Below are 14214 nucleotides of genomic sequence, written 5' to 3' on the forward strand. Positions count from 1 at the left end.
AAACCAAAATTCCGCCAAGAGGCGGGCGCCTGATCGCCGGCACCGTGCCCGTCGGCGCCGGCGTGCCAGATCCAGCTCCTAAAACCCCACACGCGCGGGAAACGGTTGGCACGTGTGGTGAGCAACCATCGCCGAACCCGGCGGCCCCAGCGCATTCTTGTGACGAATCTGTCGACGGTAGAACAACCGGCACAGCTGCTCGTCGTGTTGACCGTGGTCGGCGAGCACGAACTGTTCCAGGGCGGCGTCACCTTCCTGCCAGGTGTCAGGCCGATGATCCAGAAGCTGGGCGAGGTCGTCCAGATCCGCATTGGTGAGCTCGGCGCCGATCTCGTCCTCACGCCCCACGTAGCGCGCAAGCCGGAAGGCGACGCGGAGCCGATACCGGATGTACTCGTCGTCGGTCGACACTCCACGGAGCATGTGGATGAGCTGGTCGTGCGCAGTGGCCGCGCGGGTCACCGTCGCTGCGGGGATCTCCGGGGGTTCCAGCGCAATTCCCAGACGCTCTCCCAGCGCCTCGATGGCATGCAGGTTGGTCTCACTGCACCAGTGCAGGTTGGTCATGTAGTCCGAGTCCGGCTCGGGGGCGTTGAGCGAGTTGCGGAACGCGAGTTCATTGGTGAGCGTGAAGGCGATGTGGTGCAGCTGGATCGCGTCCATGTCCACCGGGAATCCGCCTGCCCGTTCGTATTCCTGGTAGAGCGCCTCGAAATCGCCGAAGTGCAGGACGGTGTCCCGCATCCGCGGCGCGGCCAGGTCCATCATCGGATCACCGATGTGACCGGCTTCCACGTCGAGCAACGCCACCAGATGCCCGTCTCTCTGATGAAGCTGGCCGGAGTCCCACACGATCGCCGATTCACGCCCATTGGTTTGGACGGGGTTGCGCTTGAGCCACCCGAGAACGAACTCGAGCAGCGGGTTGGGCGCATTCTTGCCCGCGCGCCACACCGCTTCGAAGCGGCCGATTCCGTAGCTGCCCGCCTCAGCTGGGGTGGGCGCGCGTTGAATGCCGGCTTCGAGGAACGGTTGCAACGGAAGACGATGCAGTTTCGCGAGTTCGGCCATGTAATCACGCATCAACGCATCGCGCTGTTCGATCGTGAGGTCCTCGAATCCCGGCCGACCGTCCACGCGGTCCATGACATAGGCAGGGAGTTCGTCGATCCAGCCGTGCACCCTGGGGACCCGAATGCCTTGCTCTTCCATGGTCCGCTGCAACGACATCTCGTGATGGAGCGGAAACTGCATGGGTATTCCCGCGCCCCGCTCCCCCCGCACGATCAAAGGCAACACGAGGCCATCGCGCTCGGCGTCGACCAGCCATGCCGACCGCCACCTTGCCTGCCTGGTGATGCTGGTGACGCGCGCGCCCATCTTGCGGCTGATCCAGCCCGTGATGGTTTCCTCGTCGCTCATACACCAACCCTTCGCCGTGGCTGCAGTCCGGAACGTGGCGCTCCCAGACCCCAACCCCACAAGATATATATATTTGTCGATTATCCAACATAATATTTATTTTGTCGCACGGCGTCAAGCGCAAGGGAGCGCAGCCGACCGAAACCGGCTGCGCCTCCCCCGAGGGAATCTGTGTCGTATGGCTTTTGAGCAACCCCTGCGCCGAACTCCGGTAGTTTTAATTGACAGTCATTATTATTTCTTCCGGACGTCCCCCGGAGGCAAACTGTGAACGAGGAGAGGAGGCCAGATGACCGATCAGGGGGCCGATGCGCCCACCGGTGTCCGGCGCCGCAACTCCTCCGGTGAGTCCACCCGGGTGATGTTGATGGAGGTCGCCGAGCGGCTGTTCGCCACTCGCGGGATCGAGGCGGTGACGTTGCGGGAGATCCAGGAGGCGGCCGGCCAGTCCAACACCTCGGTGATCCGCTACCACTTCGGCTCCCGCGTCGGCCTGATCCGCGCGCTGATCGCCCACCGTCAACGCTCCCTGGGAACGGACCGCCAGCAGATGCTGCAAACAATGCGCGAGCAGGGACGGGAAGCCGATCCGCGCTCCGTGGTGTGGCTGCTGGTGCGGCCACTGGCGAACAGCATCAAGGCAGGCGAGATGTTCGTCCCGTTCCTGGCCCGTCTCAGTGAGGACCCCAAAGCGCGCAGCGACTACTGGCCAGAGCATCTCGAGGATGAATGGACCCAGGACAGGCTGGAGGAACTCGTCGACGCCGCCCTGCAGGATTTGCCCGAGCGGATTCGGCGCGGCCGGACGTTCCAGCTCTACATCAGCCTGATTAATGTGCTGGCGTCGGCGGCACGCTCCGGACATGGGCTGGGCGAGGCGCAGCTGCACAACTACGTCGACACCTGGGTCGGCATGCTCTCCGCCCCGGTGTCTTACGAAACCCGCGCGCTGCTTGCCAGCCACAACGACGGCTGAGCCAACTCACCTGCCGCCGATCACCTCGGCTGCGTGCAGGGCGCCGATCCGGTCATCGTCGAGCCCGATCTCGCGCAATACCGCATCGGTGTGCTGACCGATCGTGCAGCCCGCGTCGGCCTTGGTCCTTGAACGAGAGAACCGGCACAGCGGGGCCAGACGCCGGTGCTCCTCGAAGATCGGGCTGTGCGCCAGCACCGCGTAGCCCGCTTCGAAGAACGGATCGGATTGCAGCACCCCCTCCGAATTGCGTTGCACCACTTCGACACAGCCAACATCCCGGGACGAAAGTTCACGCTCCCATTCGGCCGCCGGTTTGGTGGCGAACACCGGTGTCAACGCATCGATGAGGGCGTCGTCGTGCGCTGCCCGTGACGCCGGGCTGGCGAACCGCTCGTCGGCGTGCAGATCGACATAGGGTGCCAGGGCTTTGGCGAATGTGGCCCATTCGCGGGCCAGCGGCGCCGCCAGGAACACCCACCCGTCGGCGGCCCGGTACATCCGGTACAGCGCGTTGAGGCCGTAGAACTGCTCATCGGCGGCCTCGATCGCCGGCCGGCCGGCATATCCGGTGTTGTGATTGATCGCCGCCTGCAACGCGGCGCCAAGCATCGTGGTGGTCAGATGGGGCATCGCGATCCCGCGCCGTTGGGCGTACAAGCCGACCAGCAGCGCCGAGGCGACACCGAGCGCGGCGATTCCGTCGGCCTGCACCGCCGGCACCGCACTACCGGCATGCAGCGTCACCGCCCGGCGGTGCGCGTCGTCGAGATCTACCGGCGGCCGCGCGGCACCGCGGCTGTCGATCAGCGACAGTCCCGCCGCCGCCCCGATCGACGGCGCATACGCCGACCGATGTGCGTACGGCCCGTCGACGCCGTAGCCGGACATACTCAGCACTACCAGGTCGGGATTGACCGCTTTGAGTTTCTGCTCGTCGATTCCGGCTCGTTCGGCGGCGTTGCCACGAAAACACTGCAGCACCAAGTCGGAGCGCTTGGCCAGCTCGTAGACCAGTTCGAGTCCTTCGGGCTTGGTGAAGTCGATCGCGACACTCTCCTTGCCCTGCAGCACCTTCGCCCCGCCCGCTTCGGGGAAGGCGACCAGGTTGCGAATGTTGTCGCCGTCCAGCGGCTCAACCTTGATCACCCGGGCACCCAGGTCGGTCAGCAGGGTCGCACCGTACGGGCCGGCGTACATGCTGCCGAACTCGAGCACCGTCACGCCCTTCAGCGGAACTTCGCTCGAGGCTTGCTCGGGTCCACCGCCGGCAGAGCACACCGGTTGCGTGGTGGGCGCATCGGAAATCACCGAGCTGTTGTCTTGTCCCAGCCGCGGCGCCGGCCGGAGGGCGGTCAGCGGCTTGCCGTCGGCATGGATGAGCGTCGTGGGCTGGCGCACCGGCCCGAGTTCAGGATCGACCACCGTGACGGCGCGCCCATCGTGGACGACCTGGGGATGCTCCAGGGCCTCGTCCGGAGTTCGAAACATCTCGCCACTGAGGTCGTGATTGGTGCTCATCGCCTGCTCCCACTCGGCGAGGGTGCGGGCCCGGACCCGATCGAGCATCAGGTCCCACCACTCCATCCGCAGCTCCGCCGTGGGAAGCATCGGGAACCCCTGCCACTTCGGATCGGCCAGCTCACCCAGCAAATCGAGTTCCGTGAGCCACGCGTGCATCAGCCGGGGAGACACCTGCGCGAACTGCAACCACCGGCCGTCCTTCGTCGGGGCGGCGAGAAGTGCGTAGATCAGGTACGCCTGCGGGCGCCCCTTGTCGTCGTAGACATCGGCCATCGGTTCGAACGCCCCCGGATACCGCTCCAGCACCATCTCGTAGAACCAGTTGTAGGGGTCCATCGCCCCCATCCCGGTGACCAGGTTCGATTCCACGATCTGGCCCAGGCCGCTGGACTCGCGCTCGATCAGCGCGGCGAGAACTCCGTGCACCGCCGCATGGGCCGCACCCCAGGAGGCGTACGGCATCGAAATGAAGGCCGGCCCGGGTCGCGGGGTCAGCCCACGCTTTTCGTGCATGACGCCGGTCTTGGCCATGATCAGGGCTTCCCAGCCCTTGTAGTTGCGCCACGGGCCACTCGATCCCCACCCGGTGATGTTGGCGACCACCAGCCGGGGATAACGCTCGGACAGCAGCTCGGGACTCAGACCGAGGCGCTCGGCAGCGGCGGGACGCAGGGTGTTGACCATGACGTCGGCGCGGCGCAACAGACCCCGCAACCGGTCCAGATCGGCGTCGTCGTGCAGATCGAGCGTCACGCTGCGCTTGCCGCGCAGCAGCGCCGGCCACCCCGGCAGATCGCGCACCGGGCTGCCATCGGGCGGTTCGACCATGATGACCTGCGCGCCGCAGTCGGCGAGGAACTGGGTGGCCTGCGCGCCGGCCAGGGTGGTCGACAGATCGACGACCAACAGGTCGGTCAGTGGGCCATCAGACGCCGGGTCGTCTGTCGCCATATTCACTCCTGCTCTTGTAACCCAAGGCGTCCCCGCGCAGGGTTGTGATGCGCGCCACCTAGCATGGCACCGGCCAAGATTAATGTCAAAACCTTATTCTTGTTGCATGAGGCCTCGGAACTACAAGTAGGCCCGCCGGTTCGAGTGCGACGGGGAGGCCCCTAGTTAGTTAACCAGGTCACCGACGTCAAAGACACGGCTGCGAGAATGTCGGTGCTATCCGGACCAGACAAGGAGCGGCCATGACCGACCTGGACAACCCCAGCACCATCGAGTTCGATCTCACCGACCACGTCGCGACGGTGACACTGAATCGGCCCGACAAACTGAACAGCTTCAACGAGGCGATGGCCGGTGAACTCCGTGCGGCATGGGCCCGCGTTCGTGACGACGACGACATCCGCGTCGCGGTGCTGCGCGCCAACGGTGACCGCGCGTTCTGCACCGGGATCGACGTGTCCGAGGGCACCTGGTGGACGCACCAGCCGATCTTCAACCAGGAGGATCCCGGAGCCTTCCTGGGCCCGAAGGCGCACAAGGTGTGGAAGCCGGTGATCGCCGCCCTGCACGGCATCGTCGCCGGCGGCGCGATGTACTTCGTCAACGAATGTGATTTCTCGATCTGCGCCGAGACCGCGACCTTTTTCGACCCGCACGCCAACGTGGGCATCGTCTCGGCACTGGAACCGATGGGCATGCTGGGGCTCGGGGTTCCCTACGGCGAAGTGATGCGGTGGGCACTGCTCGGCAGCGAGGAACGGTTGACAGCCCAGACCGCGCTGCGCATCGGACTGGTCACCGAGATCGTGCCCGACGAGAGGCTGCGCGACCGGGCCGCTGAACTGGCCGCCGAGATCGCCGCCCGCCGGCCGCAAGGCGTGCAGGGCACGGTGCGCGCGATGTGGGAGGCTCGGGATCTCTCGCCGAGCCTGCGTCAACGCCATGGCATGGCCTACACCCATATCGGAAATGCCGGTGACGGACGGACCGATTCGCGTACCAATAAGAAAGCGCCACGCACGCGTTGAGGAGGACGATGACTGACACCGAGACTCAACCGGCTGTGTTCGAACTACTGATCGACGATGAGCGACCCGGATGTACGCTCCGACGCGTCCATCGTCAAGCTTTCCGACTGTTGCGATAGGAGTGCTGTGCGGTACAACTTGATGTTTCCGATGCGGGCGGTCAAGCACTGGGCCCGATGGAGCCAGGGCGCGAGCCTCGGTGACGTGGCCGAGCTGGTGGAACAGGCTGGATTCGACGGCTTTTCGATGTCGGAGCACCCTTATCCCGACCGGGAGTGGCTGGCTCGCGGCGGCCATCACGCGTTTGACCCTTTTGTGTCGCTGAGTTTCGCTGCGGCCGCCACCACCCGCATCCGGGTGATGACCTACATCCTGGTGTCGGGCTACCGCAGCCCCTACTTGACCGCCAAATCGGCCGCCAGCCTGGACCTGTTGTCCGGCGGCCGGTTCACGCTGGGCACCGGCGCCGGGTACCTGAAGTCGGAGTTCGAGGCATTAGGCGCTGACTTCGGCCGTCGGGGTGCGTTGCTGGACGAGGCGATGGCGGCCTGGAAGGCCGCCTGGGCCGGTGAAGAGCACCGCGGGCCGGAGTTCGGGGTGGACGGCCATATCGCCCTTCCGCTGCCGGTGACGCCGGGTGGTCCGCCGGTCTGGATCGGCGGCAACAGCCCGGCTGCCCGGCGCCGGGTCGCCGAGGTGGCCGATGGCTGGATGCCGATGGCGGCCTCCGGAGAGATGGCGGCGATCACCCGCGCTCGGCCGCTGGAAGACATTGCCACCCTGAGCGAGTGGATCGCCGGGGTCAACAAGCGCCGCGCCGAACTGGGCCGCGGCCAAGCCGACGTGTCCTTCGTTCCGTTCGAAGCGGGCCTGCTGGCCAGCGGCGACTGCGCGGCATTCTGTTCGGCGGTGCGACGGCAAGGCGCCGCGTACGCCGACGCCGGCGTCACCTGGATCACCGTCGAACCGGCGAGCCGAACCCTCAACGATTTTCGCGCCGACGTCGACACCCTGGCCTCACAACTGATCCACCGCTGACCATCGAAGGAACCCCAGCCATGCCACTGCCAGATTTGGTGCTCGTCCACGGCGGCGAACACGCCGGCGACTGTTGGGATCTGACGGTCGCCGAGCTGCGTCGGCAGGCACCTGAGTTGCGGACGCTCGCTGTGAACCTGCCCGGCCACGGCGGCAAGCCGGGAAGCCTGGCGACCGCCACCATCGATGACTGGGTGGAATCGGTGGTCGCCGACATCGAGGAGGCCGGATTCGGGGACATCGTGATCGTCGGTCATTCGATGGCCGGGGTGACGGTGCCGGGCGTCGTCACCAAACTGGGTTCACCCCGGGTCCGGGAGATGATCCTGGCGACCGCGTTCGTCCCACCGCAGGGTTCGGCCATCGTGGACACCCTCGACGGACCGCTGGCCTGGTTCGCCCGGCGCGCAGCGAAAATCGGCAAGCCGATGATGGCCCCGAAGCTGGCGGCGAGGTATGCGTTCTGCAACGGCATGACCCGGGAGCAGCGCACATTCACGTTATCCCGGCTGTATCCGGAGTCGGCGCGCATAGTCGCCGAACCCGTCGACCGCACCGGACTGCCCCAGGACGTGCCGCGGACGTGGATCCTGACCACCCGCGACCGGGCGCTTTCCGTCCGGTCGCAGCAGGCCAGCATCGAGGCGCTCGGCGGCGTGCAAACGCTGATCCCCCTCGACGCCTGCCACGACGTTATGGTCAGCCATCCAGAACCGCTGGCGCGCACACTGATCGAACGTTGCCGAGTGTACTGCTGAGCTCACCATGACATGGCTGCACCAGATAATAGCGGTTCACGCGGACAGCGATCGGCCCGCGGTGGTCGATGACGCTTCGGCCGTCAGCGGGCGCGATTTGATCCGCAGGGCCGTGCACGCCAGCGACTTGCTTACCGGACTGGCCCTCCCGGCCGACTGCCCCGTGCCGGCCCTGCTGACCAACAATGCCGACGCGCTGGCCCTGCTGTTGGGTGGCATGGCAGCCGGCACACCGTTGGCGCCACTGGGACCTCGACTGACAGCGGATGAGTTGGCGCCGGCGGTAAGCGACAGCGGTTCGCCGGTCCTGCTCACTGAACCAGCCTTCCTCGCGACGGCACAGGCGGTCGCCGAGGTCGCCGGTGTGCGGGTCGTCGCCCTCACCGGCCTGTCGGTATCGGACACACCGTTGGCATCGGCACCTGCGGGCCCCGCGTTCTATCTGCATACGTCGGGAACCACGGGGTTGCCCAAACGTGTCGCTTTTACTCAGCCGGTCCTTGAGTCCCGCGCCGAGGTATTGCGCGAACTCATCGCCATCGGTCCGAATCACCGCTACGCCACGGGCTCGCCGATTCATCACATCGGCGGCCTGGGCAATACCCTTGTCGCATTACACGCAGGCGCTACCATCATTGCCACTCAACGATTTTCGGTTGACTGGTGGCGGAGCCTGCACCGACTGGAAGCAACACACTGCCTGCTGGTCCCCTCGATGATCGAGATGCTACTGGCCGAAAATCTGCTCGATGCGGTGCCGCTGCGGACGCTGATCTACGGTGCGTCCCCGATCTCCCCCGCCACGTTGCACCGGGTGCTCCACGCCCTGCCCGAAGTGGGCCTGGTCAACCTCTTCGGACAAACCGAGGGCAGCCCAATCACGTGTCTCTCGCCCCAGGACCATCGCCGGGCAGCGGACGGGCAGACCCAATTGCTGCGTACGATCGGTCGGCCCGTGCCCGGTCTGCGGTTGCGCATCGAAAGCCCCGACGAGTCCGGCACCGGCGAATTGCTCGCTGCGGCGGCGCATCTGTCGGTGCACGGCGCCGACGGCTGGCTGCACACCGGCGACCTGGGGGCGGTCGACGCCGAAGGGTATGTGCACCTGCGAGGTCGCCGTCACGACATGATCATCCGCGGCGGTGAAAACGTCTACCCGCTCGAGGTCGAGAACGTGCTCGCCACCCACCCGGGGGTCGCGGCGGCAGCCGTCGTGGGTGTCCCCGACAGCCGCCTCGGAGAGAACTTGGCCGCTTTCATCGTCACGACCGACCCCGAGCGTCCGCCCGATCACGAGGAGCTGCGGTCGTTCGTTCGGTCCCGGCTGGCCGGATTCAAGGTGCCGACCTTCTGGTATGACGTCGCCGGCTTGCCGCTCAATCACGCCGGCAAGGTCAACCGCGCTGCTCTGCGCACCCGGCACGAGGCCTAACGGTCACCGTCCCAACGGCAGTCCACCGAAATGTTTCCTTCGCAGATCAGCCTTGCGCACCTTGCCCAGCGCGGTTCGAGGCAGCGTGTCGACGATCACCAACCGCTCCGGGGTCTTCTGTTTGGCCAGCCCGGACGCCGCAAAATACGCCCGCAGCTGGTCGAGATCCAAAGTGGCACCGGGTTTCAGAGTCACCACCGCCGCAACGATATCGCCGTAGCGGGGGTCCGGCGCGGCGACCACGGCGCCATCGGCCACCGCGGGATGAGTGGTTAGGACGTCTTCGACCTGTCCCGACGAGATCGTCTCACCGCCGCGGATGATGACGTCTTTGATCCGATCGGTGATGGTCAGCCGGCCTTCAGCGTCGACGTGGCCGAGGTCCCCGGTCCGAAACCATCCATCGGCGGTGAACGCGTCGGCGTTCAATACCGGATCCTGGTATCCGACGAACTGGTCGGGGCCCCGCACGACCACCTCACCGTCGGCACCCACCGGCCGATCGGCCCCCTCGGGTCCGAGTATCCGCACCGCTACGCCGGGCATCGGATGACCGTCGGTGCCCATCCGGGCCGCCGGTGGGTCATCGGGCCGGGCAGCGGTAATGGTGGGCTGCTCGGTGGATCCGTAGCAGCGAAACGAATTGATGCCGGCAGCGTGGGCACGTCTACCCAGTTCCTCGGTGACGGGCGCCGCACCGGTGAGGAATTCACGCAAGGTGGCCAATCTGTCGCGGGCGTCGCCCAGATCGAGCAGCCCTTCCAGGTGAAACGGTGTGCCCGCGGTCGCGGTTACCCGGAACCGGCGTACCAGCTCGGCAGCGGTGGCCGGTTCCCAGGCATCGAGAAACACCGTTCGACTACCCGATATCAGCGGCCGCAATAGTGAGCCCACCCCGGCGATGTGGCCGGGCGGAAAGCTCACCAATTGGACGGCTCCCGCGGTACGGCCAATCAGGTACGGCAGCGTCTTCTGCTCAGCCAACAACGAATTATGGCTGTGCTGCACGCCTTTGGGCACCGAAGTCGTCCCAGAGGTGTAGATCAACACCGCGACATCGTCGGCAGACACGACCGGACGTTCATACTCGTGCTGGGCGATGAGATCCTCCCAACCGACGTAGCCCCGTCCGGCATCAGCGTCGATGACAACGAGCTGCTGCAGCGTCGGAATCGCAGCGAAGTCGCCGACCCGGTCCAGATACACCGTGGTGCGAAACTGCGCCGCCATGATGAATACCTTCGCCCTCGACTCGGCGAGAATGAAGGACACTTCGTTGGGCCCGTAGATGTGCACGATCGGCACCAATACCGCCCCGCACCGCAGGACCGCCTGGTAGGCGACAGCGCACTCGATCCGGTTGGTCAGCTGAACCGCGACAGCGTCGCCGGCGCGCACACCGAGCCGCTGCAGACCCGCCGCCACGTCCTCGGCCCGTTGATGTATCGCGCCGACGGTGGTCCTGGTCTCGACACCGTCGGCGACGAACACCACTGGCACGTCGCCGTGTGCGACCGCACCCTGTTCAAATACATCGATGCAGTTTTGAGTAGAAAACCACCCGTCGCGGTACCACTTGTCCCGTAGGAACGTGTAGTCGAAGACCATCGGGATCAGATACTGACCTGAGTTACCGTGCCCGCGAGGCAGGACCGTCGGCGGCCGCGCGGCTGCGATAAAAATGCACGGCTTTGCGTATCGAGTCGTGGATCGGTTCGGGATGCCACCCCAATTCCCGCTCGGCCTTGCGGTGATCCATCGGCGACATGATGTGCATCAGGCGCACGCTCAGCCTCGAGAGCACCATGTCGCGACGAAGCACCGTTGCGGCTACATCTCCGCCAAAACCCAAGACGTACATCGCTTTGAGCGGGATTCCGAACCCCGGGCGCTTGGCTCCGCCGGCGTCGGCGGCGGCTTCATACAATTCGCGGGCACTGATGAACCGTTCGGAGACGATGTAGCGCTCGCCGACGCGGCCGTGGTCGGCGGCGAGGATCAGCGCGCGGGCGGCGTCTTCGATCCCGACGACTTCCATCGCCATGTCCTTGACGTAGACAGGCATCTTCCCCGCGGCAGCCGCGGCAAGCAATGATCCGTGCGGGGTGGGTTGCCAGTCGCCGGGGCCATAGGTGTTGGAAACGCACAGTGCGACCGCCGGCAGACCCCGGTCGCGGGCATAGTCCAGCACCAGATTCTCGGCGTCGACGCGTGAACGGATGTAGGCGCCGCCCCGATCGAGCCAGTTGAACGGCTCGTCCTCGGTGGCCAAACCCTCGTCGGATAACGCGATGGTGCCGATCGTGCTGGTGAACACGAACCGGCGCAGATCGGCGTCGACCGCGACATCCAGAACCTGACGCAGACCTTCCACGTTGGTGCGAAACAGATCGGCGGGATCGCGCAACCATGCCCGTGCGTCCACGACGCAGTAGTAGACGTCGTCGCAGCCCTCCATGGCGTCGCGCACGGCGGCGGCATCGAAGATGTCGCCGTACCTGCGTTCCACCCCAAGGTCATCGATGGCCCTAGTGGAGCTGGTGTGACGGAGTAGAACCCGCACCGACTCACCGCGCTCGACCAATTGCCGCACGACATGCGACCCCAAGAACCCGCTGGCCCCGATGACCAGCTTCATGCGACCCGCCAACCGTTTGCTCTCCTCTGCCGATTCATCGTCAAAGTTACTCGAACGGTGCAGCCACTCTGGTGGTGAGGGCCGGTCCCGGCCAAAGGGGGGTCAGCCCCGTTCGGCTGCGCGGCCATGGTAATGATCCAGCTCGGTGACCGTGACAACGCCCGGCGCGGCAGCACAGACCGCGGGGATGGCGTTGACGATGTGGTTTGCGCAGGCGAGCCGGCCCCCGATCGAGCCGCTGTGCCGCCCGGCGAAGGCCATCTGCACGTCGAGGTCTGGGTTGGCCCGCACCACGACCCGATACACACCATTATCGCCGAGCTGCGGGCGTTGCCAGTCCGGCGCCGCCGCCTCACACCCGAAGTTCACGTGTTCGGCGACCACGAGGGGCTTGCCGTCCACGATGCTCTGGATCTGGAACCGGAGCGCCCCGACCGTTCCGGCCGCCACTGGCCCCGCTGCCATCTCGAAGTCTTTGTCGGCCAACCAGACCGAACGCTCGAGCTTCAGTCGCTCGGGTTCTGCGCCCAGTTGGCGAGTCAACCACCGCACCGCCGCACCCCAGAGCGTGTCGTAGGAAAGCGGCCCGCCGGGAATGAACATGCCCCCTACGTAATCCGCCGGCATGCCGAATCCCATCGCGTCACGAATCAGTCTGGGGTCGGGATACTTGCCGTAGTTGAAGTACTCGGAGGTCACCACGGCCTCGATATCCGAACAGATTGACAACACAGAAATCGGGAATTGGGTTGTGACAAAACCTGGTTCAATGCCGGAATTAAACAGGCTGGCACCTCCGCCCAAAGCGGCGTCCTGCAACTTCGCCAGCAGGATCGGGTTCATTGACGGCGGGTCTACCAGCCCGCTGAAAGCGACAGTGGACACATTGGTACCGGACCGCAGGAACGCCGCGATCTGATCGGCGGCGTCGTTTTCACGTCCTGTGGTCGTGGCGAAGTAACTCAGACAGTCCGCGCTAGTACCGAGCAGCTGATTGACGTCATCGGTGGCGACCACGCCGGTGGCGTCGCCGCCGACCAGCTCACCGGCGTCACGCCCGAGCTTCTCCTCTGAGTTTGCCAGTAAGCCGACCAATTCCAAGTCGGGATGGGCGATGACAGCACGTAAGCCGTGTTCGCCGATTGTTCCTGTCCCGCAGTGGATCACGCGCAGTTTTCGCTGTGTCATCGCGCCTCCATCCTCCGTCGTCGTGGATCCTTGCCGATGTCAGGAGCCGGGCGCCTGGCAGGATTCGTGCATATCAAACCTTCGTTCCGGGGCTAGTCGTCGTAAGTGATCTCCGTTGAATCGGACCTCGGCCGCGCCTGGCAAGCCAGAATGAGACCGTCGTCGAGATCGGCCTGTTCGAGCACGTCGTTGACTTCCATCGTCACTTCGCCGCTGCCCATGGTGCAGGCACAAGCACCGCAGTGCCCTTCGCGACAGGAGAACGGCACGTCAAGTCCGCTATCGAGCAGCACGTCGAGCAGCTTGGTGTTCCGCGGCCAGGTCACTTCGTGGGTGTCGCCGTCGAGAGTGACAATCGCGGTTGCCGGCGGCTCGGTACCGGAGTCCTCGACCGTGACCGCGGCAAACGGATCGCTGTCCAGCGACTTGAACACCTCGAGATGGATCTGCTCGGCGGAAACGTCCAACGTCTCCATGGCTTCACCGACGGCCTGCATGAACGCTCCGGGCCCGCAGATGAACACCTCGCGTTCGGTGTAGGGTGCCGCCAAAGCGGCCAGCGCGGCAACGCTGGGCTGACCCTGCACCGACTCCAGCCAGTGCACCACGGTCAGCCGATCGGGAAATTTGTCAGCCAGCTCACGCAGTGCGTCGGCGAAGATCACCGACCGTTCGTTGCGGTTGGCGTAGACCAGCGTCACCTGGCCACTGCCCTGCACCAGCGCCGATTTGCAGATCGCCATCATCGGGGTGATCCCGCTCCCGGCAGCCACCAGCAGGAAGTCGGCGTCAAGCGACCGGGGCACAAAGGTGCCCGACGGCGCGAGCACATGAATCCGCATCCCCGGCCGGGCGTGATCGCACAACCAGTTGGACGCGTACCCGTCGACCGTGCGCTTGACGGTGACCGCCAAGGCGTCGTCGGTGAACGGCGAACTGCACAACGAATAGCAGCGGGCCACCGAACCCGTGCGGTCGCTGGGAATCCGCAGGGTCAGGAATTGTCCGGGTGCGTAACGCAGCCGCTGCGGTGGAATCTCGGCCTCATCAGGTACCGCGAACACCAGCGACCGCGCGTCGTCGGTTTCTGCGACGACCTCGGCCACTTGCAGTTCCAACACGTGGCTGCCCAGCGGTTCGTCCGTCGCCATCTGGGTGACCTGCAAGCCCGGTGCGATGTCCTTCACGCTGGTGCCGTGGTCTGTTGTGGGTAGAAGTTGCGGGCCCAGTTGCGTAATTGTTTGAAGCCCTCCGCCTCC

11 protein-coding genes are annotated in these 14214 nt (G+C 65.6%); 5 read left to right on the plus strand and 6 right to left on the minus strand.

Annotated features, from left to right (window positions below; all coding sequences use genetic code 11):
* Positions 1-78 precede the first annotated feature (78 nt).
* A complete protein-coding gene (locus DQP56_RS01985) occupies positions 79-1422 on the minus strand; it encodes a phosphotransferase (RefSeq protein ID WP_112683304.1) in 1344 nt (447 codons plus the stop codon).
* A gap of 289 nt (positions 1423-1711) precedes the next feature.
* Between DQP56_RS01985 and DQP56_RS01990 the strand changes: the two genes are divergently transcribed.
* A complete protein-coding gene (locus tag DQP56_RS01990; protein ID WP_112683305.1) occupies positions 1712-2398 on the plus strand; it encodes a TetR/AcrR family transcriptional regulator in 687 nt (228 codons plus the stop codon).
* Between the two features lie 6 nt (positions 2399-2404).
* On the opposite strand, the gene DQP56_RS01995 is transcribed toward DQP56_RS01990, so the two are convergent.
* Positions 2405-4873, minus strand: coding sequence for a CaiB/BaiF CoA-transferase family protein (locus DQP56_RS01995; protein WP_165824861.1), 2469 nt, complete (start codon positions 4871-4873; stop codon positions 2405-2407).
* Between the two features lie 242 nt (positions 4874-5115).
* Here DQP56_RS01995 and DQP56_RS02000 point away from each other — a divergent pair, with 242 nt between their 5' ends.
* From DQP56_RS02000 to DQP56_RS02015, 4 genes are all read left to right on the plus strand, one after another.
* On the plus strand, positions 5116-5901 hold the full coding sequence (locus DQP56_RS02000; RefSeq protein WP_112683306.1) for an enoyl-CoA hydratase/isomerase family protein: 786 nt from the start codon (positions 5116-5118) through the stop codon (positions 5899-5901).
* A gap of 141 nt (positions 5902-6042) precedes the next feature.
* The gene (locus DQP56_RS02005; protein WP_234825466.1) at positions 6043-6939 is read left to right on the plus strand and encodes an LLM class F420-dependent oxidoreductase; all 897 of its coding nucleotides are present in this window, start codon (positions 6043-6045) and stop codon (positions 6937-6939) included.
* Between the two features lie 20 nt (positions 6940-6959).
* Positions 6960-7697, plus strand: a complete 738-nt coding sequence (locus DQP56_RS02010; protein WP_112683308.1) for an alpha/beta fold hydrolase — start codon at positions 6960-6962, stop codon at positions 7695-7697.
* Positions 7698-7704: 7 nt separating this feature from the next.
* The gene (locus DQP56_RS02015) at positions 7705-9129 is read left to right on the plus strand and encodes a class I adenylate-forming enzyme family protein (protein ID WP_112683309.1); all 1425 of its coding nucleotides are present in this window, start codon (positions 7705-7707) and stop codon (positions 9127-9129) included.
* Positions 9130-9132: 3 nt separating this feature from the next.
* Here the strand turns inward: DQP56_RS02015 and DQP56_RS02020 are convergent, their stop codons facing one another.
* From DQP56_RS02020 to DQP56_RS02035, 4 genes are all read right to left on the minus strand, one after another.
* The gene (locus DQP56_RS02020; RefSeq protein WP_112683310.1) at positions 9133-10737 is read right to left on the minus strand and encodes a class I adenylate-forming enzyme family protein; all 1605 of its coding nucleotides are present in this window, start codon (positions 10735-10737) and stop codon (positions 9133-9135) included.
* A gap of 22 nt (positions 10738-10759) precedes the next feature.
* On the minus strand, positions 10760-11767 hold the full coding sequence (locus DQP56_RS02025; protein ID WP_112683311.1) for an NAD-dependent epimerase/dehydratase family protein: 1008 nt from the start codon (positions 11765-11767) through the stop codon (positions 10760-10762).
* Between the two features lie 102 nt (positions 11768-11869).
* Complete coding sequence (locus DQP56_RS02030) at positions 11870-12955, minus strand: NAD(P)H-dependent amine dehydrogenase family protein (protein ID WP_112683312.1); 1086 nt, start codon at positions 12953-12955, stop codon at positions 11870-11872.
* A 92-nt stretch (positions 12956-13047) separates the two neighbouring features.
* Positions 13048-14106, minus strand: a complete 1059-nt coding sequence (locus DQP56_RS02035) for a ferredoxin--NADP reductase (RefSeq protein WP_112683345.1) — start codon at positions 14104-14106, stop codon at positions 13048-13050.
* Positions 14107-14214: the final 108 nt, after the last annotated feature.

The sequence above is a fragment of the Mycolicibacter senuensis genome, from assembly GCF_003284925.1.
In the GTDB taxonomy this organism is placed as follows: Bacteria; Actinomycetota; Actinomycetes; order Mycobacteriales; family Mycobacteriaceae; genus Mycobacterium; species Mycobacterium algericum_A.